The following is a 20880-nucleotide window of genomic DNA, read 5'->3' on the forward strand; positions in this document are numbered from 1 at the left end:
CACTTATAAGAACATGACCCAAGATCCGGCTTCATCCCGCGCCTTCGTACCCTTCCCCGACTCTCCTGTGGCAAACGCCGCAAGCGGCCCGCTCAGCGGTCTGACATTCGCCGTGAAGGACATCTTCGATGTCGCCGGTTACCCGACAGGCTGCGGCAACCCCCACATGCTGGCAATGTCCGGCATCAAGACGGCCAGTGCGCCCGTCGTCGATGCATTGCTTGCTGCGGGTGCGGTTTTCGCCGGCAAGACACACACGGAGGAACTCGCGTTTTCGATGACCGGCAAGAACGCTCACTACGGCGCGCCGCGCAACGGCGCCGCGCCGGAGCGCATCGCGGGCGGATCGAGTTCCGGATCGGCGGCGGCGGTATCGAACGGATTGTGCGACTTCGCGCTCGGCACCGACACTGGCGGCTCAGTGCGCGCGCCCGCGAGTCACTGCGGACTGATCGGCTTGCGGCCAACGCACGATCGCGTGTCGCTCGATGGCTGCATGCCGCTCGCCCCGGGCTTCGACACGTGCGGCTGGTTTGCGCGCGACATGAATACGTTTGCTCGGGTGAGCGAAGTGCTGCTCGGCGAAGACACCGCCACGCTCGCAGATACACCCGACGCGTGGTTGCCCCGCGATGCGCTCGCGGGCTTGCCCAGGCACGTCGCGACACTTTTCGCGGCAACGCTCGATACATTGCGGCCGCGGTTTGGCGTTATCGAAAGCACCGATGTCATGACGCCTTCCACCGATGCGCTTTATTGGGCTTTCCGCTACATACAGGGATTCCAGGCATGGCAAAGCCACGGCGCGGCGATCGAGAAGCATGACTTCCAGCTTGGGCCAGGCGTGCGCGAACGTTTTTTCTGGTCGAAGACTGTCACGAGCGGTCAGAACGGCCAAAGCGAGAATATCCGCGCGCAGTTTCGCACCGGCCTTATGAAGTTACTGGAAGGCGGCCGCGTCATTCTCATGCCCACGATGCCAGACGTGGCGCCATTGCTTTCTGAAAGCGATGACGCACTCGATGATTATCGAAACCAGTCGATCAGGATGTTATGCATTTCGGGGCTAAGCGGATGTCCGCAGATAACTGTTCCGTTAATGCAGATGGACGGCGTGCCGCTGGGATTTTCCATTATCGGCGCGCCCGGAAGCGATAAGGGTCTGTTGGAATTGGCCCGCAAGCTGATGGTGTAGTCGCAATCGAAAATCGAAACAGACCGGCTATCGATCTCTACTCGTAAAGGGTTACGCAACCCTTTACTCCGCGCTGTCATTCCAGTTCCTGTGGGGATTGGAATTCCTCTCAAAACCATTTGATTTCAGATTTCGCAAATCGACGATGGCAGCCTCCCACATGCCCGGCGCGATCCTGTTTCGTCCGGAAAACTCAAACCGTATTCCCTGCGATGGTTCAGGTCATAAACAACTACTGAAACTCCATTACTAATAATTATTATATTAGGGGGTTTTTCCTGTAAAAAACGGCCCGGAAAACGATGCATCGGTCACTTTTATTGGAGCAGGGGTTTCCGCTAAATTCGCAGGTAAATATCGGCCAAAAATTGTTACATAATCGGGCATTAATTACCCGCAGCAGTCAAAGTGACCGGCAAATATTAAACCTTTCAATTTAATTCATCAGATCAATAGTCCATTCTCATGAGGAAATATTTTTGCGATGAAGTGGCTCGTTAGAAGATTTGCCCTTTTTCGGCGAAAAGATATTAATTCATTTGAGGCCTGCCGCACATTCCGGGTAGGATTTGCGCCTGCCTTTGAGGGAAAAGGTAGAGTTTGCCGGGTCAGATCGCAACACCGGCATCCCGAGCGAAACGTTTGCCGAAGCCTGCATGGGTCTAGACAAGCGCATCTGTTAGCGCCCCGCGGCGCGCAGTGATTTCGCTTGCCTGATGGCGCAGCACCGGGCCACGGCATTCGATTCGTACTCCAAACCGAATCGAACACGGGACGGCCTTCCAGAATCTGAAGCATGAAGTCAGGCATTAAGCTTTTTTAGGTCTACGAACGATTCCAGCAATATCAGTGTGCAGCTTTCACAGTGCTTCGTGTTTCCAAACTGAAATTACCAACTTCTTTTTGTCGGGCCTTTTCTCGACATTGGACACAACTCGCCATGTTAAAAAGACGTCAATTTCTAGGTTGCCTCACGGCTTTGAGCGGCAGCTACATCTTGACCGCCTGCGGCGGTTCGAGCGACAGCAGCAACGCAACAGGCGCAACCGTCAACAGCGCATCGAGTGGTAAGGCAGTCGTCAACGCAGCAGTCAGCAATGCTTCACCCGACGCAACGATGATCCCGCCGGCTTCGTCGCTTATCGACAAGCAAGGCAGGGTCTGGACCGTGTCCGGCGGCGTAATTTACAGAGACGGTACGGTTGTTGGCAACAACTACAACGTAGCCTTGCTCATGTGGTACGGCGGCATGATGTGGCATACGAACACATCGGGCCAGTGTTATGTCTGGACCGATGCAGCCGGATGGCTGCAGGCCAGCGACCCGCGCCATGCAAGCGCGGCGACGCCGGGCAACTTCTATGGCATCAACGGCCATTGGGACGACCCCTATACCCCGGCTCAGATCGTCTCCATCTTGAAGGGTCTGGGTTGTTCGACCTTCCGCGTGGGCTGCAGCGATGATCCCACGCAACTTGCAGCAGTGACAAAACTGGCCGCGGCGTTCCAGGCCGCGGGCATGACGCTGTTCGTGCTGATCAACCAGGGCATGACCGACGCCTACGGCAATGTTTTCAGCAGCGAAAGTGCCGCCTATAGCCAAGGACATTGGATTGCTTCCACCGTGGCGGCCGCGCTCCAGCCGTATGGCGTGACCATGTACGAGTGCGGCAACGAATTGACGCGCCAGGTCTCCACCATCCTGGATTTCACGCAAGCGGGCACCAAGGCCGTCGACTTCAACAATACGAACTGGCCGGCCATGCGCGGTGTGATGCGCGGCATGATCGACGGTGTTAAATCGGTTCAGTCGAGCGCCAAGTGCGGCATCAACTTCTGCGTAGCGGACTATGGCGCAGCCGACGCGTTGTGGGAAGGCATGCAGCCCGACGGCACCCGTGGGTATCCGCTGGTACGCTGGGACATCACGACGTGGCACAACTACGAAGTGTATGGCGACATCTTCAATATCGGTTCCGACGGCGCAGGTCCTGGCTTCGATCTGCCCACGTACTGCAAGGCTCGCTACAACGTGCCTTTCATGATCACCGAGTGGAACACGGGTCCTGAGCAAACGGCGGCGTATCGCTCGAACTACATCACGACTCAACTGGGCAATTTCTATAACGCGAGAAAGACGCACAACATCCAGTCGGCGATGTATTACACGCTCGACAGCGGCAACGATACGTTCGGCCTGGTGATGAATGGCACACACTTGACTCCGTACTCCGCATTCGAGAGCTTCGCGGCATCGAACCCGGATACCTGAGCCGATTAGCGAATTAGCGCATTGTCCTGGCCGGGCACATTCATCATGTGTCCGGCCTTTTTTGGCGTCTCTTACAAGCAGGCGGTTATCATGGTTGAATTGCGTCGCTTAAACGAACCGTTGCATCATATGAGGAATACACGCAAGACCTTGATTATCACGGTGCTGCTCGCTGAGCTCGCCGTGGGCGCTTATCTCGTGTTCCACAAGGGCGACGAGGCGGGTCCCGAGACGCATGCCACGCAGGACGGCTCGCAGCAGGAAGAGGAGTCGGACCCCGCGTACAGCGACACGCATGTGACCGCCGGAAGCATTGCCGGAGCAGTGACGGCGGCTAGTGGCGCTGGCAGCATCGCCATCGCGCCCAGGCAGTCCGCCATCGATAATGCCGTGGCACCCGTACCGGCTCCGCCGTCAGTCGAAAACACCGTGCAAGCGCCGCAACCGGCTGTGAAGCCAGCCCCTGAACCCGCGCCAGCACAAGACGCGGCCATCACCCGCGACGATTCGACTTCGCCCAGGCGTGCTGCGCCGGTCGCGCGGAGCGATACAACCCATGAATTTGCACGTAGCCGCAATCCGAAATCTCCGGTTACATCGGCTATGACGGATCAGCTTGTCAGGGAATCAGCGCAGCTCGATCCGTCGTTACCTCCGCCGAACCCTGTAGTGACGGCGCCCGCGCCGGTCGTTCGCGCCGATCCGTCGCACCGCTCGAACCCCGTCGCCGCCGCAATGACGGACAGTCTGGTCAGGGACTCGGCACGGCTCGATCCTTCACTGCCGCCGCCGAAACCTCCTGGGACGCAGTAATCGTGTATCGAATCAGGTTCAGACTTTGAAGTAACTCGCCTTGTCGATATCGTCGATAAGGCCGGGTTGCGTCGGCTCCCAACCCAGCAGCTTGCGCGTCCGTTCGCTCGAAGCGGGAGCGTCCATGCCGGCGAACATCGCGAACCAGGTGAAATGGCTCGCAGCCTCCTCCAAAGTCTTGCTGAGGACAGGCAGGTCCAGACGCCGGCCGATCACGCCGGCAATATCCTTGAAGGGCACGCCTTCTTCGGCTACCGCGTGGTAACGCGTACCGGCCACACCATGCTCGAGCGCCAGCCGATAAACCCGCGCGGCATCCAGCCGATGCACCGCCGGCCAGCGATTCATCCCCTCGTTCACATAGACCGATGCGCCCTTCTCCCGGGCGATGCCCGCGAGTATCGGCACGAAACCGTGATCGCCATCGCCATGAACCGAGGGCGGAAGGCGCACGATCGACGCGCACACGCCGCGCGCCATGAGCGCGTCGGCGGCCGACTCCGACTTGCGCGGGAGCGGGTGCGCGGCGGAAAGCGTATCGTCCTCGGTTGCAACACGGCCCGGCGCAAGAAGGCCCAGCCCCGATGTAACGAGCAGCGGCCGTTTCGACCCTTCGAGCGCATCGCCGAGCGCTTCAATGGCGCGCCGGTCCAGCTCGCAGTTCTCCACGAACTTCGAGAAGTCGTGATTGAAAGCCGTGTGGATCACGCCATCTGCCGCCGCCGCGCCGCTGCGCAAGCTGTCAAGATCTTCGAGCGATCCGCGATGCGCTTGGGCGCCCGCCGCTTCGAGCGCCGCAACACCCGCATCCGATCGCGTCAAACCCAGCACCTGATGTCCTGCACCGATCAATTCCCGAACAACTGCGGAGCCGACAAAACCGGTCGCTCCAGTGACAAAGACTCGCATCGATACTTCTCCATTTGATTGAACGCCGAGGTCCCTTTCAGCGCGTCGTTCCGATCATAGGCGGGCAAACGAGAACGAGCTATGCTGTATCGTTCGTTTTATCTTCGCGTTCGTTCGGAAAAACCATGGACCCGCTCTCAGACGTACTCTCGCTGTTGAAGCTGCGCAATTACGTATCCGGTGGTTTCGAAGCGGGCGGTGACTGGTCGCTATCGTTCCGCAAGCATGAAGGCATCAAGTTTTATGCAGTCGTTTCCGGCGAGTGCTGGCTGTCGGTGGACGGCGTTCCCGAGCCCGTGTACCTGGCATCCGGCGACTGCTTCATGTTGCCAAGAGGACGCCCTTTTCGCCTTGCCAGCGATCTCAGGTTGATGTCGGTCGATTCAATGACGATTTTCGCCACCGCCAAAGCTGGCGGTATTACTCCGCTCAACGGCGGCGGGGATTTCCTGAGTGTCGGCGGCCATTTCGCGCTGACCGGCGATCACGCGGGCATCCTGTCGGGCGTGTTGCCACCCATCGTGCATATTCGCGACGAATCGGATAAAGCAGTGCTGCGCTGGTGCGTGGAACGGATGCGGCAGGAACTGCGTGAACCGCAGCCGGGCGGCTTTCTTGTGGCGCAGCAGCTCGCGACCATGATGCTCGTCCAGGGCTTGCGCCTGCATCTGACAGAAGCTGCGAAGGATGCGAAGGCAGGTGTCGGCTGGTTGTTTGCACTGGCCGACAAACGCATGGCGGCCGCGATCACGGCCATGCACGACGACCCTTCCCGCCGATGGACATTGCAGTCGCTCGCCGAGCGCGCCGGCATGTCACGCACGGTCTTCACACTCAAGTTCAAGAAGACAGTCGGCGTCTCGCCGATGGACTATCTGACGCGCTGGCGGATGCTGCTCGCCGGCGACCGGCTGACGAACTCGGGCGCGCCGGTTTCATCGATTGCGCAATCGCTTGGGTACGAATCCGAAAGCGCGTTCAGTACCGCGTTCAAACGCGTGATGGGTTGTTCACCCCGGCAGTACAGCCGTGGACACGGCGCGGTGGCAGCCTCGTATGGCGACCGCGAAACCACCGTCACTGCGTAGGGACTCACGTCTGCGTCACGCGCTTACTGATGCAAAGGCATCTCGGCACTTCCGAACTGCAACGCGGCAAGCTGCGCATAAAGCGGCGAGCTCAGAAGCAGGTCGGCGTGACGGCCCTGCGCAACAATGTGCCCGTGTTCCATCACGACGATACGATCCGCCTGTTGCACCGTTGCAAGCCGATGCGCGATGACGAGCGTTGTCCGGTTCTGTGCAGCGTTATCCAGTGCCTGTTGCACGAGGCGTTCGCTGGCTGCGTCGAGCGCGCTGGTTGCTTCGTCGAGCAACAGGATGGGCGGGTTCTTCAGGATCGCCCGCGCAATCGCAATGCGCTGCCGCTGTCCGCCGGACAAGCGCACGCCGCGCTCTCCGAGAAACGTCTCGTAGCCTTGCGGCAACGCTTCTATAAACCCCGCCGCCGCAGCCATGCCGGCCGCGCGCTGCACTTGTTCGAGCGTGGCGTCAGGCGCGCCGTAGCGGATGTTGTCGAGCACGCTGCCCGAAAAGATCACCGATTCCTGCAGTACGACGCCGATCTCCTTGCGCAGATCGGCGAGGGGCACATCGCGCGTTGGCACGCCGTTGATCAGGATGGCGCCGGTCTGCGGATCGTAGAAGCGCAGCAGCAACTGGAACAACGTGGTCTTGCCGGCGCCCGAAGGCCCGACCAGCGCAACATGTTCACCCGAGCGCACGTTCAGCGTGATACCCGAAAGCGCCGCTATGCCGGGACGCGACGGATACGAGAAACTCACGTTATCGAAGCGGATGCCCTCGCCTTGCGCGGGCAGCGGGATGGTCGTGCCGGCCTGCGTGACCGGCGAGCGCGATGACAGCAATTGCAAAAGCCGTTCGGTGGCGCCGGCGGCCCGTTGCAGATCGCCCCACACTTCGGCGAGCGCGCCGACGGCGCCGGCCGTGAACACCGCATAAAGGATGAACTGGGAAAGCTGGCCTGCAGTCATGCGCCCGGCCAGCACCGCTTGCGCGCCAAGCCACAGTACGAACACGATCGCGGTAAACACGAGCACGATCACGACCGCCGTCAACCACGCGCGCGCCCGAATCCGCGTGAGTGCCGTTTCAAAAGCAAGTTCCACCGCGCCGCCAAACCGCCGCGCCTCGAACGGCTCTTGCGCATACGACTGTACGGTCGGCATGGCGTTGAGCACCTCGCCCGCCAGCGCGCTTGCGTTCGCGATCTTCTCCTGGCTCGCACGCGAAAGGCGCCGCACACGCCGCCCGAAGATAAGGATCGGCGCTATCACTACGACCAGCGTGCCAATGATATAACCCGACAGCACGGGACTCGTCACCGCGAGCATCGCCACGCCGCCGGTCAGCAGGAAGAAGTTGCGCAGTCCCATGGAAAGGCTGGTTCCGACGACTGTCTGGATGAGCGTGGTGTCGGCCGTGAGCCGCGACAGGACCTCTCCGCTTTGCGTGGTTTCGAAGAACTGCGGACTCATGCCGAGCATGTGGTCGTAGACCGCGCGCCGAAGATCGGCGGTGACCCGCTCGCCCAGCCACGATACAAGATAAAAGCGCGCCGCCGTGGCGCCTGCCAGCACCAGCGACACCACAAACAGCGCGAGGAAATATCGATCGATATGCGCGCGGTCGCCCCCGGCGAAGCCCCGGTCGATCAGGTATTTGAACGCCACCGGCAACGCCAGCGTGGCGCCCGCCGAGGTGATCAGCGCGAGGAAAGAAAGCGCCCAACGTCCGGCGTAAGGACGCAGGAAGGGGAACAGCGCAAACAGCGGTTCGACGGCCCGCGAAGGCGGCGCAGACGTTGACGATGATGAAGGGACAGCGTGCGGCATGAGTTTTCCAAATGTTGCGATGTCCCTTGCATTGTGCCAGCGCAGCGTGACGACCCTACTCCGTCGCTGCCGGCATGCGGAAGTGTTCCGCGCGCAATGTGACGTGCGCGAACACGAAGGCGGTAATCGCCGACAGTGCAATGCAAACCACCATCGGCTTTGGCGCGCCGTTCGTGACCAGACCCGAGAGCGCCATCACGGCCGCGCCGACCACGAACTGCAACGCGCCCATCAATGCCGAAGCCGTCCCCGCGATCGCACCATGATGTTCGAGCGACAACACCGCGGAAGTGGGCATCACCAGCCCGAGGAACCCATAGCCGATAAACAGGAACAGCATCATCAGCGGCAGGTTATCGGCGCCGGCGAGGAACAGGACGGCGAGGATGCTCATGGAAAGCGCGAAGCCCGAGACCGAGACGCGAATCACGCGCGGCAGGCCGTACTTGGCGGTCAGCCGCGCGGTCAACTGGCTCACGCCGAAGAACGCCGCCGCATTGAGCGCGAAGCAAAGGCTGAACATGGTCGGCGTCAAACCATAGTGGTCGATGATCACGAACGACGCATTCGCCAGATAAACGAAAAACGACGACAGGCCGAACGCTCCGACCAGCGTCAGCCCCAGGAACGAAGGATCGGTCAGCAACTTTCGATAACCCGCAAACGCGCTGGCCCAGGAACTGTCGGCACGATGATGCGCCTCGCGCGTCTCTTCCAGTTGCGTGGCGGCGAGCACGAACGCAACACCGCCCGCGACCGTCAGCGCCCAGAACACGCCGCGCCACCCGAACGCCGCGATGATGATGCTGCCCGTCAACGGAGCGAGGATCGGCGATACGCTCACGACCAGCATCAGCAGCGACATCAGGCGCGTGGCGTCGTGTCCCGTATACAGATCACGTACGATGGCGCGCGGCACGACCATTCCCGCGCATGCACCGAGCGCCTGCAACACGCGAAAGCCCGTCAGCACGTGCACGTCCGGAGCGAACGCACAGCCCACGCTGCCCGCCGTGAAGATCGCGAGGCCCACGTAGATGGGCAACTTGCGGCCGAACATGTCGGCGAGCGGCCCGTAGACGAGCTGGCAGACCCCGAGCGTGACAAAGAACATCATCAGGCTCAACTGCACTTCGTTGGGGGTCGCGTGAAGCGCACCGCCTATTGAAGGAAGCGCGGGAAGATACATATCGATGGCGAACGGGCCAACGGCGGTGATGAGGCCCAGCACGATGGCAAGCTGCAGGAAACGTCGATTCATGGGTAACCGGATGCTCAATGGAAAATCCCGGGGCACTTGCGTGGCCCGGGGTTTAAAAATTCGAAGGTTTCGTGGCGCGAGCGTTGGCAGCTGGCTTCAATCTGCTTCAATCGCTCGCCCAAAGTTGCGACGTTACAGTGAAATTCGATTCCGCGCAGGACGTGCGGCGAAATCCACCAGGCTCCAACGTCACTGTTGCGCGTGTTTAGCTGCATCTTCTATAACAGCCGCGACCTGCTTCGGACGCGATTCGTAGACCGAGTGGCTCGCGCCCGGAATCACGGTCGTGTGGCTATGCGCACGTGCGTAATACCAGCGTTCGAGGTCCGGGTTGATGATCTTGTCCGCGCCCGCAACAATGCCCCAGCTCGGCTTCGTGGTCCATGCCGCGACTTTCATCGGCTCGGAGAATACCTTGGCGGCGGTCAGGATCTGCGAATGCGATTCGAATTCGGCTTGCTTGAGCGGCAGGTCGGCGGCGAAGTCCTTGGGGAAATCCGCGGGGTTCAGGTACGTGTAGCCGTCGTCGGTCTTCTTGATGGCGCCCGCCTGCTTCGATGTAAAACTCGGCATGCCCTTGCCCAGATCGCTTTCGTCCTCGCCGACTGCAGGCGCATGCGCTGCGACATACACCAGCCCCACCACCTTCGGATGCACGCCCGCTTCCGTGATGATCGAGCCGCCATAGCTGTGCGCCACGAGAATGGTCGGGCCGTTCTGCAAATCAAGCACGCGCTTGGTGGCGGCGACGTCATCGTCAAGCGAACTCAACGGTTCCTGCACCATGCTCACGTGATACCCGTCCTTCGTGAGAATGTCGTAGACAGGCTTCCAGCCGGAACCATCAACCCAGGCGCCATGAACAAGGACGATATTCCTGACCGGTGCATCCGTGGGTTTTGCATCTTGCGCAACGGCGCTTGTCGACATGAAGAGGCACGCGGATACCGACAACACCGAGGCAACGAAGGGCAACAGTTTCATTTGAGACTCCTTGAGAAATTAAAAGAAAGGGGGATACAGGCTCGGCTTACGTTAAATACTACTGATCAATACCGGTCAGGACATTACTAAAAAACGGTTGTATTACCCGGCTGCCACGCGGGCATTTGCAGCTTCGCGGCCAGCGTTTTTCCCCATCATCAGGACGCGCAGGCGTTCGCGTCCTCGCGATAGACGCGACATCACCGTGCCAACGGGAATATCCAGCGCAAACGCGGCATCTGTATAGCTCATTTCCTCGAGCCCGATCAACAGCACGACCTGACGCTGTTCAATGGAAAGCATTTGCAGCGCCGCATCGAGATCACGTACTTCAAGGCGATGAGTCTGATTCGCGGCAACCGCGAACTCGGTTTCCGGCACACCTTCGTCGTCGACACTCACATGGACCGCGTGCATGGATGCATGACGGCGCTGGTTCGCAAACAGGTTGTGCATGATCGTGAACAGCCAGGCGCGCAGGTCGGTATTGCGTTCGAACTGTTCAAGGCGCTGCAACGCGCGTTGCAATGTGTCCTGCACGAGGTCATCGGCGAGATCATGGTTTCTGATCAGAGCGCGTGCGTAGCGGCGCAACCTGGGTACGTGGTCCATGAGCTGGTTCCGTACGTCGATAGCAACGCCATCGTTCGCCGCGAATCTGATGTTCTGCATGATCGTGACCTCGGTCAGTGAGCTGAACGGCGCCGAAGAAAGGAAGCGGGTTGCGTTCAAGCGAGTGACCTCAATTTACGGCATGCCCTGCTACGCAACCAGCCCTACCAACGGATGCATCGATCACATGAACTGGTGGGCCTCTAACACCTTCGTATGATGCGAAGGTTTGGAATCGGAGGCGAAAGTTTTCGTTTGAACGGCCTTCCGGTAATAGAATGGCGACGGAGTAAAAAACCATGGGCATCCACCGTGGCAGGGACTTTTGCGGCGCCTCGCCGCTGTCAAGGAGGTGATCTTGGTACACGATCCGCGCACGCTCACCGGCACGGCTGAAGCACAATCGAATGCATCCGTGGTGTACGTGGTCGATGACGACGACTCCATGCGCTTTGCGGTGAGCAACCTGTTGCGCTCGGTCGGCCTGCAGGTCGAGGCGTTTGCGTCGGCCCAGGAGTTTCTTGACTGCCCGAAGCCGAATGTCCCGAGCTGCCTGATTCTCGATGTACGCCTGCGGCAGGAGAGCGGCCTGGCGCTTCAGGACGACATGGTGCGAGACGGCCTGCGCATCCCGGTCTTGTTCATGACGGGTCATGGCGACATTGAAATGTCGGTGCGGGCAATGAAAGCGGGCGCAGTGGATTTCCTGACGAAGCCCTTTCGCGACCAGGACATGCTCGACGCCGTCACGAGCGCCCTTGCGCGCGACAGCGAACGGCTCGCACACGAACAGTCCAGGGCGGACGTGACGCGCAGCTATGCGTCCCTGACTCCGCGCGAAAAGGAGGTCATGGGACATGTCGTGGCCGGGTTGATGAACAAGCAGATAGCCGCGGAGATGAACCTGAGCGAGATCACCGTCAAGATTCATCGTGGGCAACTGACAAAAAAGATGGGCTCGCGATCCGTTGCCGATCTGGTCCGGAAAGCCGAAGCGCTGGGCATCCGCCCGGACGCCGTTCACAAAACGAAATAGCGTGGCGTCAGGCGGCCTGCTCGACCGGCTTGAAAAGCGGCAACACAAAGCGCAATTCCGCGCCACCCTCCTCCGGCGAATGTGCCGAGATGCGGCCACCGTGGTTTTCGATTATCGAGCGGCAGATCGATAAACCCATTCCCATACCATCGGCTTTCGTGGTGAAGAACGGGCTGAACAGATGCGCCGAATCGGTATCGGCGATGCCCGTTCCCTGATCCTTCACCGTTGTCATCACCTGGCCTTCGTCGAGCAGGCGCGTGGTGATCGTGAGCCGCCTCGTGCCGCCGTTCAGGCTCGACATCGCCTGAACGGCGTTCATCATCAGGTTGATCACCACTTGCTGGATCTGCACCCGGTCCGCGCACACCTGCAGCGCCGCCGGATCGAACTGCGTCACCAGCGTGGCGCGATGGTTCTGTAGCTCGCGGCGCACGAGTTCTATCGATTCACCGACCAGCGCATTGAGATCGAGCACGCTCTGGCTCGGGCCTCGCTTTTTCGCCATTTCGCGCGTCTGGCGCACGACGTCGCCCGCGCGTTTGGCGTCCCGGATCATTTGCGTGATCGACTGTGCCGCCTCGCCCAGATCGGGCTGCGGCCGGTTCAGCCAGCGCAGCGCGGCGTCCCCGCACGTGACGATGGCAGCAATGGGCTGCGTCACCTCATGTGCAATCGATGACGCCAGTTCCCCAAGCGTCGTGACACGCGACACGTGCGCAAGCTCGGACATGGAACGCGCGAGCGCTTCATGCGTGCGCCTGGCTTCCGTAACGTCGATCAGCGCGCCCACGTACTCCTGCCGCTCATCCGGCGAACCGGCCTTGCATGCAAGCGCATGCGCCACGAAATGCACGTGCTTGATGCTGCCGTCCGGCATGCAAAGCCTGTGCTCCACATCGATATTCGGCTCACCCGCCAACGCGAGCCGCGAGACGCTCTGCACGATCGGCAGGTCCTCCGGCAATGTCCGCGCTTCGATCAATTCCACGGATGGCGTGCAGTCCAACGGGTAATCGTAGATCCGGCAGGCCTCTTCAGACCAGCTCATTTCCCCGCTGTCCACCCGCATCGCGATACTGCCTGTCTTGCTCAGTCGCTGCGCGTCGGACAACAGCGCCTCGCTGCGTTCGAGCGCCTCTTCCGCGCGCTTGCGCTCTTCAATGTCGGTGTTCACGCCGTACCAGCGCAGGACGTTTTCCTGTGCATCGCGCATGGGTTCGGCGCCAATATGCATCCAGCGGAATTCACCGCTGTTGCGCCGCACGCGCGCCGAATATTCGAACGATGTCCCTAATGCAATCGCGTCGCGCCACGCCTGCTCCATGCCTTGCAGGTCGTTGGGATGAACGATCTCCGACCATATATCGCGGTCTGGAGACGCACCCGTCTTGCTGCCGCCGATATCCGCCGCGAAGACGCCGACCTCCTGCCATCGCCGGTTCACGAATTCGAGCTTGCCGTCGTTCGACGACGTCCAGACCATGCCCGGTATCGCATCGATAGCTGCGCGCAGTTCGTCCTGCTTGCGCTGCAGTTCGGCTTCCATGCGCTTTTGCGCGGTGATGTCGTTGTTCGTTGCGAGCACGGCGCGCGGCCGTCCCAGGCGGTCACGCCATAAACGCAAGCGGCTCGATACCACCACGTGCGTACCGTCCTGACGCGTGCGTTCGACTTCGCCGTCCCACTGCCCGGTCGCGAGCAACTGCTGGCGAATATGCGCGAGCGGTATGGCCATTTGCGTGCGCGTCAGTTCATGCACGCGCTTGCCCACTGCTTCCGCCGATGTCCACCCGTACAGTTCTTCCGCGCCGTGATTCCAGAAACTGATGACATCGTCCATGTCGTACACGACGATCGCATCGTGCGTCATGTCGAGCAATTGCACCTGCTCTACCAGCCGCGCGGTGCTCGCGAGATTGCGCAGCGCCAGTACGGAAACAATCGCGATCGCGAGCAAGCTGACCGCACAGCGCGCAATGGATGCATCGGTATAGTCGGTATCGTGGGAAGACAGGAAGGCGCCCAGCGTCAGCAGCACGGAGCACCACGCAACGATCAACGTCGCCCGTCTGTTGCCGGTGACCGCGACCAGCATCACCGCCACGGCATAAAGGACGGCAATCGCGATATCCAGTGGCGTGAATGCATCGATCAGGAACACGCTCAGCGCAACCAGCGCCGCGAGTCCCCACAACAGCCGTGAGTCGGGACGTTTCAGGCCAATTACAGGGACGCAAACATTCATGCTTGATTGGCTTTCCGTTAGCAGGCGTTCTGTTGGGCGCTCGCGCCATTGCCGCGAAGCTGGTCGAGGCAAAGCGCGACCACCGAGCCATCCACCGGCTTGCTCAGGAAACACATGGCGCCCGCAGCCAGCGCTTGCCGGCTCGCAGCATCCGAGCGAAACGCGGAGATGAAGATGAACGGCATGGTATAGCCCTTCTCCGCAAGGCGCGACTGCAATTCGAGCCCGCTCATGCCGGGCATCTGGACGTCGGAGATGATGCAGCGGGTATCGGCAACCACGCCGGACCCGAGAAACGACTCCGCCGACGCATAGAGCCGAGCCTCCCAGCCAAGCGAACGCACCAGGCTGGAGGTTGCGGTCCGCACGGATTCGTCGTCATCGATAATGGAAACAATCAGGTCGCTTGGCAAGACAGTGGGTCCTCTGGCCGGTTCATCGGCTTTAGCAGTCGCCACATCCTGCGAACCACCGTATGAGTCCATCATATTCAGAAAGGCTGACGCGCACGATCATCCATGTGTATAGGGTGGGCGGGGACTGCCTTTCACATGGCTTTCGTCTGACCATTACCCGCTAGCGATCTGATTGGAATAGAACGGCCTGCTCCAGTGTTTGCCTTAACGAGACCCAGTGTCCACGGGTCAATCGCTCAAGGAAAACCGCACATGCTGCCACATCTGGTGTTCACACAAGAATCGCTGCGCTTCCTGTCGAAACACGCGCAGCACTATCGCCGTTCAGGAAGCCGCTTCGGTCTGGCATCGATTGATCTTGCGCTGCTCTTGCTGATCGCGACCCTGCCGCTCGTGCAATTGTCCACTCGATACGAAATGGCCGCGCTGCTTCTGGTCTACGGCCCGATGCAACTCCTGCGCAGCATTCCCTACGACATTCGCGTGTTCATCCTCACGCATAGCCGCGTGTCGTTTTCGATTTTGCACCTGACGACTCAACCGGCGTTGTCAGAAAGCCGCTGAACGGAGTCCAGGAAATGCGCGACAACAATCCAGTCGATACAACCCACACCTGCCGCAAAGTGCGGCCGGATTCGGCTCGCATCGGCAAGCAGCGACTGCTCTATGCAGAAGGCATATCGGCGCAAACGGTCGGGGCGAAGCATCTTCACATGCAGCTTGCGACGCTCCCACCGATGCTCCGCGCACGCGAGTACCGCGCTGGATGTCGGATATGAAAGCGCCACGCAGTTCAGCCGCGAATATGCGAGGGCGTTTGGCGCGCCGCCGGCTAAAGACGCAGCGCGAATCCTCGCGGAGACACGGGCGCGCGGAAGAGAGCGTCCACCCCGCGGGCAATCATCGGCAGATGCTGTACGGGCCCATGTCCACGTGAAAATGCGTCTTGTGCAAGGCGTTGTAGTCAGGACCGAGCGTGGTTCGAAACGCGTGGCAAGCGCCTTCATGCACGCGGTGCAGGAAAGCCCCGTCCCGCGAAGCATCGTCCCAACCGTCAAGCGTGATGCGCTTGCCATCGGCGAGCACGAAGCCCGTCAAATCGATGGCATTCGCACTTGCGTGCTGGCTGAGCGCCGTGTCCTGCTGATGATTGACGTTGCGGCATGCATAGCTGCCGACATGTTCCACGCGCGACACGCGCTCGCCGTAAAGCTCGGCGGCGGCGGGCTGTAAGTACTGATGCTCGAAGAAGGCGATTCCGACCGCGAGCGGACAAGTGGCCATGAACGGCGAGCTGAAACGCAGACTCTCCGATTGCGTGATGCGCACGACATCCTTCAATACACACCCGCCCGGCCCTGATGTATCAGCAACCGGCCGATACACAAGACCCGACTGTTCGAGTGCGGCCGCGCAGAGTGTTTCATCATGCGTAGTCCGCCACATCTTCAACGTTGTGAGCGGTCCCGGGGGTGCGTGAACATCGATTGGTGTGAACGGGTTGTATCGATCGGGCACGGCGACGCGCCCCACCTGCACCAGATAACCGAACGCCATCGCGGCAAAGAACGCAAGCAACAACACAACTGAAACGATCCGACTCGTCACCCTGCGCTCCGCATCCGGTCAAGGCCGGCAGAGGCAGCACAACGCATGCCTGTAAGAGGCTTAGCTGACTTCTTCGGTCTGGCGGATGCGGGGCAGCATGCGGTCGAACTCGCGCTTGACGATGCCGTAGCATTCGCACGCACGCTCCTCCAGTCCCGCACGATCAAGCACCTTGATACTGCCGCGGCTGTGATGGATCAGGCCGGCATCGTGGAGTTTCCCAGCCGCTTCGGTCACGCCTTCACGGCGCACGCCCAGCATGTCCGCGATCATTTGTTGCGTGACTTGCAGATTGTCAGTCGGCGTACGGTCGATCTCGATCAGCAACCAGCGGCACAACTGCTTGGAAAGCGAGTGATGACGGTTACACGCCGCGGTTTGCGCGACTTGCGTCAGGAGCGCTTGCATATAGAGAAGCATCAGGCGGCGCAGGAAGTCCGAGCGGCCGAACTGTTCCCGCAAGGCAGATGCGCTCATGCGATAAGCGAAGCCCGGGCACTGGACCTGGACGCGAGTGGGCATCGTGTCGCCGCCTGTCAGCACTGGAACACCCGTCATGCCTTCACGGCCGATGGCTGCGATCTCGACCGAACCGCCGTCTTCCATGGTGTGGAGAAGCGAGATGATGGCCGTCGTCGGAAAATACACATGCTGAATACGCTGTCCCGAATCGCAAAGCAACTGCTCCGTACGAAGCTGAACAAGCTCGAGGTGGGGCGTGAGCGCTTGCCATTCGTGCGCGGGAAGCGCACCCAACAGATGATTGCCGTGCAGGTCGGACTGAAGGGTCAGCATGATGATCTTCTCTTTATATTTTTGCGCGGTGCGCCGTTTTTTTATTCCGGCCGGTTTCGCGTTTCGTGATGCATCTGACGGCATCAATCTAAAACCCGATTACTGGCCAGCCCCGAAGCAGTTCGTGCCTGTCGTTTGTTTCTCTTTGTTTCAACATTAACGAGTGCTGCACCACATACTTAGCGAGGACCGTGCCAGAGAGCCTCAAACTCAATGCCAGCAAGGGCATAGCTGGGCTATGCAGCAGCGCACATTCAGGGCGTAAAGGTTTACGTTTCAGTTTTGAACAGATCGGGACGGTCGCGCGTTTATCCGTCGGATTAATTCCTGCTATCACTTTTGTCTGCCAAATGCCTTGCCGGAGGCCCTTCGCGGGCTCCGCAATGCATGGAAATCGAGGCTTTCCCGGTGCGAAGCCTTGATAGGGAAGGCATGCGCAGGGCGTTTTTGAAAATGATGCAAAACTGTTCCATCAATACCGCGGGCAGCGGGCAAAGCATGCCCAATCGCCTGCGAATGGGCCGCAGGCGCGTGTTGAGATGGATGGAAGCCCTGCGCGCTGTGGTTGCGAGCCGGGCCGGAGGGCGGCATCGCAATGATCGAAAAATGTTGCGTTGTTGTCGCAAAGGCCTCAGGCCCCGCTATTTCTCACTTCTTTTTCGCCGCCCTGCTTCGCGGTTTTGGGCCGAGTTCAATCCAGACTGGCGCGTGATCGCTTGCATGCGGCTGGTCGCGCACCCAGCGGTCGACGCCCGCGCCACGGAGCTTCGGCGCCAGATCCGCACTCAGAAGTACATGGTCGATCCGCAGGCCCGAATTCGTCTTCCAGTGTTCGCGAAAGTAGTCCCAGAACGTGTAGATGCGTTCGTCGGGATGCGTCGCGCGCAGCGAGTCCGTCCAGCCTTGCTCCAGCAGACGCGCATAGCATTCGCGGCTCTCGGGCTGCAGCAACGCGTCTTTCTTCCACGACCGTGTGTTGTAGATGTCTTCGTCGGTGGGAATGACGTTGAAGTCGCCTGCCAGCACCACCGGATGGCCGCTCGCATAAAGCGTCGCCGCATATTCGATCAGCCGCTCGAACCAGGCAAGCTTGTAGTCGAACTTCGGTCCCGGCTGCGGATTGCCGTTGGGCAGATAAAGACAACCGATCAACATGCCGTCGACCGCTGCCTCTATATAGCGGCTATGGGTATCGTCCTCGCCGCCCGGCAAGCCACGGCGGCTTTCAAGCGGATCGGCGCCCTTCGCGAGGATCGCCACCCCGTTCCACGATTGCTGACCATGCCAGATCGCGCCATAACCGGCTGCGCGGATTTCGTCGATGGGAAACGCCGCGTCCTGCGCCTTGAGCTCCTGCAGGCAAACCACATCCGGCGCTTCGCGCTCCAGCCATTCGAGCAACGCGGGCAACCGCGACCGGATGCCATTGATGTTGAACGTTGCAATCTTCACGCTGGCGCCTCCCGTGTGGGTTATCTGATTTCACGACCCTACGCAATCTTCAGGCCTTCCATCATCGCCATTCACGACGAACACGCAAGCGCTGTCCCCGTGGACCTGCGTCACACGTTCTGAGGCATCGCGCGCCCAAGGCCTTCGAATTCGAGGGCGGGCATCGGGCGTCCGAGCAGGAATCCCTGTAAGGAGTCGCACCCAAGGCGCGTCAGCAGATCCTGCTGCGCGTCGGTCTCGACGCCCTCCGCCACGATCTTCAGATTGAGCGTCTGTCCGAGCGCGATGATCGCCGCTACGATCGCTGCGTCCTCACCGCCGGCGACGAGTTCGCTCACGAACCCGCGATCGATTTTCAGCTCGCTCGCCGGCAGGCGCTTGAGATAAAGCAGGCTCGAATAGCCGGTGCCGAAATCATCGATGGAAATGCGCACGCCAAGCGCACGCAGACGTTCGAGAATCTCGAGGCTGGTATCGACGTCACGCATGGCCGTCGATTCCGTGATCTCCAGTGTCAGCGCGTCGCCTTCGAGCTGATACCTTTCCAGCGCGCTCTTCACGGCCGGCACGAGCCGCGCGTTGCCGAACTGCAGGGCCGAGATGTTGACGGCCATCGTAAGCGTGGGACGCCCCGCGCGACGCCATTGCGACACCTGCCGGCACGCTTCGTCGATAACCCATTCCCCTATCTGCACGATCAGACCGGTCCGCTCCGCGATCGGAATGAACGTGTCAGGTGGAATGAGGCCGCGTGTCGGATGATTCCAGCGCAGCAACGCTTCGACGCCCGTGATCGGTCCGCTCGGGGCGACGAATTTCGGCTGGTAGTGCAGGACGAACTGACGCCGTTTGCGCGCGAGCCGCAGGTCTTGCAAAAGCGCAAGGTGATCTTCCGTGTGCGTATTCATTGCACCTTCGAAGAAGCAAGCCTGATTGCGGCCAACGGATTTCGCGTGATACATCGCGACGTCCGCGTTCTTGAGCAAGACCTCGACTTCCTCGCCGTCACCCGGATACAACGCAATGCCGATGCTCACCGAGACCCGCAGATCATGTCCCGCGACATTGAAGGGATCGGCGATAGCCGAGACCAGCTTGTCCGCGATGATCGATGCATCGGCCGGTTCGCGCACGCTCGCGATCAGCACGAATTCATCGCCTCCTACCCGCGCGCAGGTGTCCTGCAAACGGACGTTGGCGCGGATGCGGTCGGCTGTCTGCATGAGCAGCAGGTCGCCGATGGCATGTCCGAAGGTATCGTTCACGCTCTTGAAACCGTCGAGGTCGAGGAACATCACCGCGAAGCACTGCTGCGTGGAATCAGCCAGTTTGGCGGAATCGATCGCGAACTTCAGGCGTTCTTCGAGCAGCACGCGGTTCGGCAACTTGGTCAGGTTGTCGTGCAGGACCAGATACGACAACTCCTCGTTCGCTTCTTCCAGCGACGCCGAGAGCGCCGCGGTCTGCATCTCCAGCCGCAGGTCGAGCACCGACGTGATCAGCACGACGGCAAGCACGGCGATCGTCACGACGATGATCGGCAGCGCGAGCGTATCGTTATGCAATCCGCCACGCGCGGCGCTGCAAATCGAACCCAACGGAAAACGCGCCGCCGCCATGCCGGTGTAGTGCATTGCTACGACGGCCCCGCCCATCACGAGCGCGGCGCCGACCCGGTAGCTGCGCACGCGCGAGCTATAGGCGCGCAGCCGGAACGCGATCCACAATGCCGCGCCGGCGGCCGTAACGGCGATTGCAACGGAAGCGGCGACCAGCGCCGGGATATAGACAATGCCCGGTTCCATCTGCAACGCGGCCATGCCGGTGTAGTGCATCGCGGCAATGCCACCGCCCAGCAGCAACGCGCCGAGGACGAGGTGCTTGCCCGGAAGATTGTCCCGGCTGGCGATCCACAACGCGAGCAACGATGACGCAACCGCGATCAGAAGCGATACCACGGTCAGGCCGAAATCGAACCCGAGCTTGATCGGCAGATGAAAGGCGAGCATGCCGACGAAGTGCATCGACCAGACGCCGAGACCCATTGCAAGCGCGCCGCCGCACAGCCACCAGCGGGCGGACACGCGCCCGGCGCTCGAGATCCGGCCGACGAGGTCGAGCGCCGTGTACGACGCCAATACTGCGACAATAAAAGAGAACAGCACCAGCAGGCTGTCGAAACTCCCCACTAACATTGACATGCTCCGGATCGACGACGTAAATCCCGACGCGAGAAAGTCAGGTATGCGTTCGTTTAACGTCTGAAAAGGCCCGGACTTTATGGCGAATTACATTTGCCTTCAAAGATTGGCGAAAAATACCTGCATATCGAGCTTATGTCCATGTGGAACGACCAAGGATGCCA

At 60.5% G+C, this 20880-nt stretch carries 17 protein-coding genes and 1 pseudogene; 7 read left to right on the top strand and 11 right to left on the bottom strand.

Annotated features, from left to right (window positions below; all coding sequences use genetic code 11):
- Window positions 1–67 precede the first annotated feature (67 nt).
- From AX768_RS22475 to AX768_RS22485, 3 genes are all read left to right on the top strand, one after another.
- Window positions 68–1195 carry an amidase gene (locus tag AX768_RS22475; protein WP_442857260.1) on the top strand — a complete coding sequence of 376 codons (1128 nt, stop codon included), beginning with the start codon at window positions 68–70 and terminating at the stop codon, window positions 1193–1195.
- A gap of 940 nt (window positions 1196–2135) precedes the next feature.
- A complete protein-coding gene (locus tag AX768_RS22480; RefSeq protein ID WP_062002186.1) occupies window positions 2136–3467 on the top strand; it encodes a hypothetical protein in 1332 nt (443 codons plus the stop codon).
- Between the two features lie 129 nt (window positions 3468–3596).
- Window positions 3597–4280: a hypothetical protein gene (locus tag AX768_RS22485; protein ID WP_155524303.1), complete on the top strand. Its 684-nt coding sequence runs from the start codon at window positions 3597–3599 to the stop codon at window positions 4278–4280.
- 18 nt (window positions 4281–4298) lie between these two features.
- Here AX768_RS22485 and AX768_RS22490 read toward each other — a convergent pair whose 3' ends face one another.
- A complete protein-coding gene (locus AX768_RS22490; protein ID WP_062002188.1) occupies window positions 4299–5189 on the bottom strand; it encodes an SDR family oxidoreductase in 891 nt (296 codons plus the stop codon).
- A 125-nt stretch (window positions 5190–5314) separates the two neighbouring features.
- Between AX768_RS22490 and AX768_RS22495 the strand changes: the two genes are divergently transcribed.
- A complete protein-coding gene (locus AX768_RS22495) occupies window positions 5315–6277 on the top strand; it encodes an AraC family transcriptional regulator (protein ID WP_062002189.1) in 963 nt (320 codons plus the stop codon).
- Between the two features lie 23 nt (window positions 6278–6300).
- Here AX768_RS22495 and AX768_RS22500 read toward each other — a convergent pair whose 3' ends face one another.
- The 4 genes from AX768_RS22500 to AX768_RS22515 form a co-directional block, all read right to left on the bottom strand.
- On the bottom strand, window positions 6301–8103 hold the full coding sequence (locus AX768_RS22500) for an ABC transporter transmembrane domain-containing protein (protein ID WP_062002190.1): 1803 nt from the start codon (window positions 8101–8103) through the stop codon (window positions 6301–6303).
- Between the two features lie 55 nt (window positions 8104–8158).
- Window positions 8159–9364: a multidrug effflux MFS transporter gene (locus tag AX768_RS22505; RefSeq protein ID WP_062002191.1), complete on the bottom strand. Its 1206-nt coding sequence runs from the start codon at window positions 9362–9364 to the stop codon at window positions 8159–8161.
- A 189-nt stretch (window positions 9365–9553) separates the two neighbouring features.
- Complete coding sequence (locus AX768_RS22510) at window positions 9554–10348, bottom strand: alpha/beta hydrolase (RefSeq protein WP_062002192.1); 795 nt, start codon at window positions 10346–10348, stop codon at window positions 9554–9556.
- A gap of 102 nt (window positions 10349–10450) precedes the next feature.
- Entirely contained in the window at window positions 10451–10981 is a 531-nt protein-coding gene (locus AX768_RS22515; protein ID WP_062002433.1) for an RNA polymerase sigma factor, read from the bottom strand.
- A gap of 337 nt (window positions 10982–11318) precedes the next feature.
- Between AX768_RS22515 and AX768_RS22520 the strand changes: the two genes are divergently transcribed.
- Complete coding sequence (locus AX768_RS22520) at window positions 11319–11996, top strand: response regulator transcription factor (protein WP_062002434.1); 678 nt, start codon at window positions 11319–11321, stop codon at window positions 11994–11996.
- Window positions 11997–12003: 7 nt separating this feature from the next.
- Here the strand turns inward: AX768_RS22520 and AX768_RS22525 are convergent, their stop codons facing one another.
- Together AX768_RS22525 and AX768_RS22530 are read right to left on the bottom strand one after the other, a co-directional pair.
- A complete protein-coding gene (locus AX768_RS22525; RefSeq protein WP_062002193.1) occupies window positions 12004–14244 on the bottom strand; it encodes a PAS domain S-box protein in 2241 nt (746 codons plus the stop codon).
- A gap of 17 nt (window positions 14245–14261) precedes the next feature.
- A complete protein-coding gene (locus AX768_RS22530; protein WP_062002435.1) occupies window positions 14262–14657 on the bottom strand; it encodes a response regulator transcription factor in 396 nt (131 codons plus the stop codon).
- A 255-nt stretch (window positions 14658–14912) separates the two neighbouring features.
- Here AX768_RS22530 and AX768_RS22535 point away from each other — a divergent pair, with 255 nt between their 5' ends.
- Entirely contained in the window at window positions 14913–15224 is a 312-nt protein-coding gene (locus AX768_RS22535) for a hypothetical protein (protein WP_062002194.1), read from the top strand.
- A 204-nt stretch (window positions 15225–15428) separates the two neighbouring features.
- Window positions 15429–15519 (top strand): annotated as a pseudogene (locus AX768_RS34505) (AraC family transcriptional regulator); the annotation flags it as partial.
- A 41-nt stretch (window positions 15520–15560) separates the two neighbouring features.
- Here the strand turns inward: AX768_RS34505 and AX768_RS22545 are convergent.
- The 4 genes from AX768_RS22545 to AX768_RS22560 form a co-directional block, all read right to left on the bottom strand.
- Window positions 15561–16268 carry an extensin-like domain-containing protein gene (locus tag AX768_RS22545; protein WP_231941468.1) on the bottom strand — a complete coding sequence of 236 codons (708 nt, stop codon included), beginning with the start codon at window positions 16266–16268 and terminating at the stop codon, window positions 15561–15563.
- Between the two features lie 60 nt (window positions 16269–16328).
- Complete coding sequence (locus tag AX768_RS22550; RefSeq protein ID WP_062002437.1) at window positions 16329–17063, bottom strand: Crp/Fnr family transcriptional regulator; 735 nt, start codon at window positions 17061–17063, stop codon at window positions 16329–16331.
- Between the two features lie 648 nt (window positions 17064–17711).
- Complete coding sequence (xth, locus tag AX768_RS22555) at window positions 17712–18515, bottom strand: exodeoxyribonuclease III (protein ID WP_086383419.1); 804 nt, start codon at window positions 18513–18515, stop codon at window positions 17712–17714.
- Window positions 18516–18625: 110 nt separating this feature from the next.
- Window positions 18626–20710 carry a putative bifunctional diguanylate cyclase/phosphodiesterase gene (locus AX768_RS22560; RefSeq protein ID WP_062002197.1) on the bottom strand — a complete coding sequence of 695 codons (2085 nt, stop codon included), beginning with the start codon at window positions 20708–20710 and terminating at the stop codon, window positions 18626–18628.
- Window positions 20711–20880: the final 170 nt, after the last annotated feature.

The sequence above is a fragment of the Burkholderia sp. PAMC 28687 genome, assembly GCF_001577465.1.
Lineage (GTDB): Bacteria > Pseudomonadota > Gammaproteobacteria > Burkholderiales > Burkholderiaceae > Caballeronia.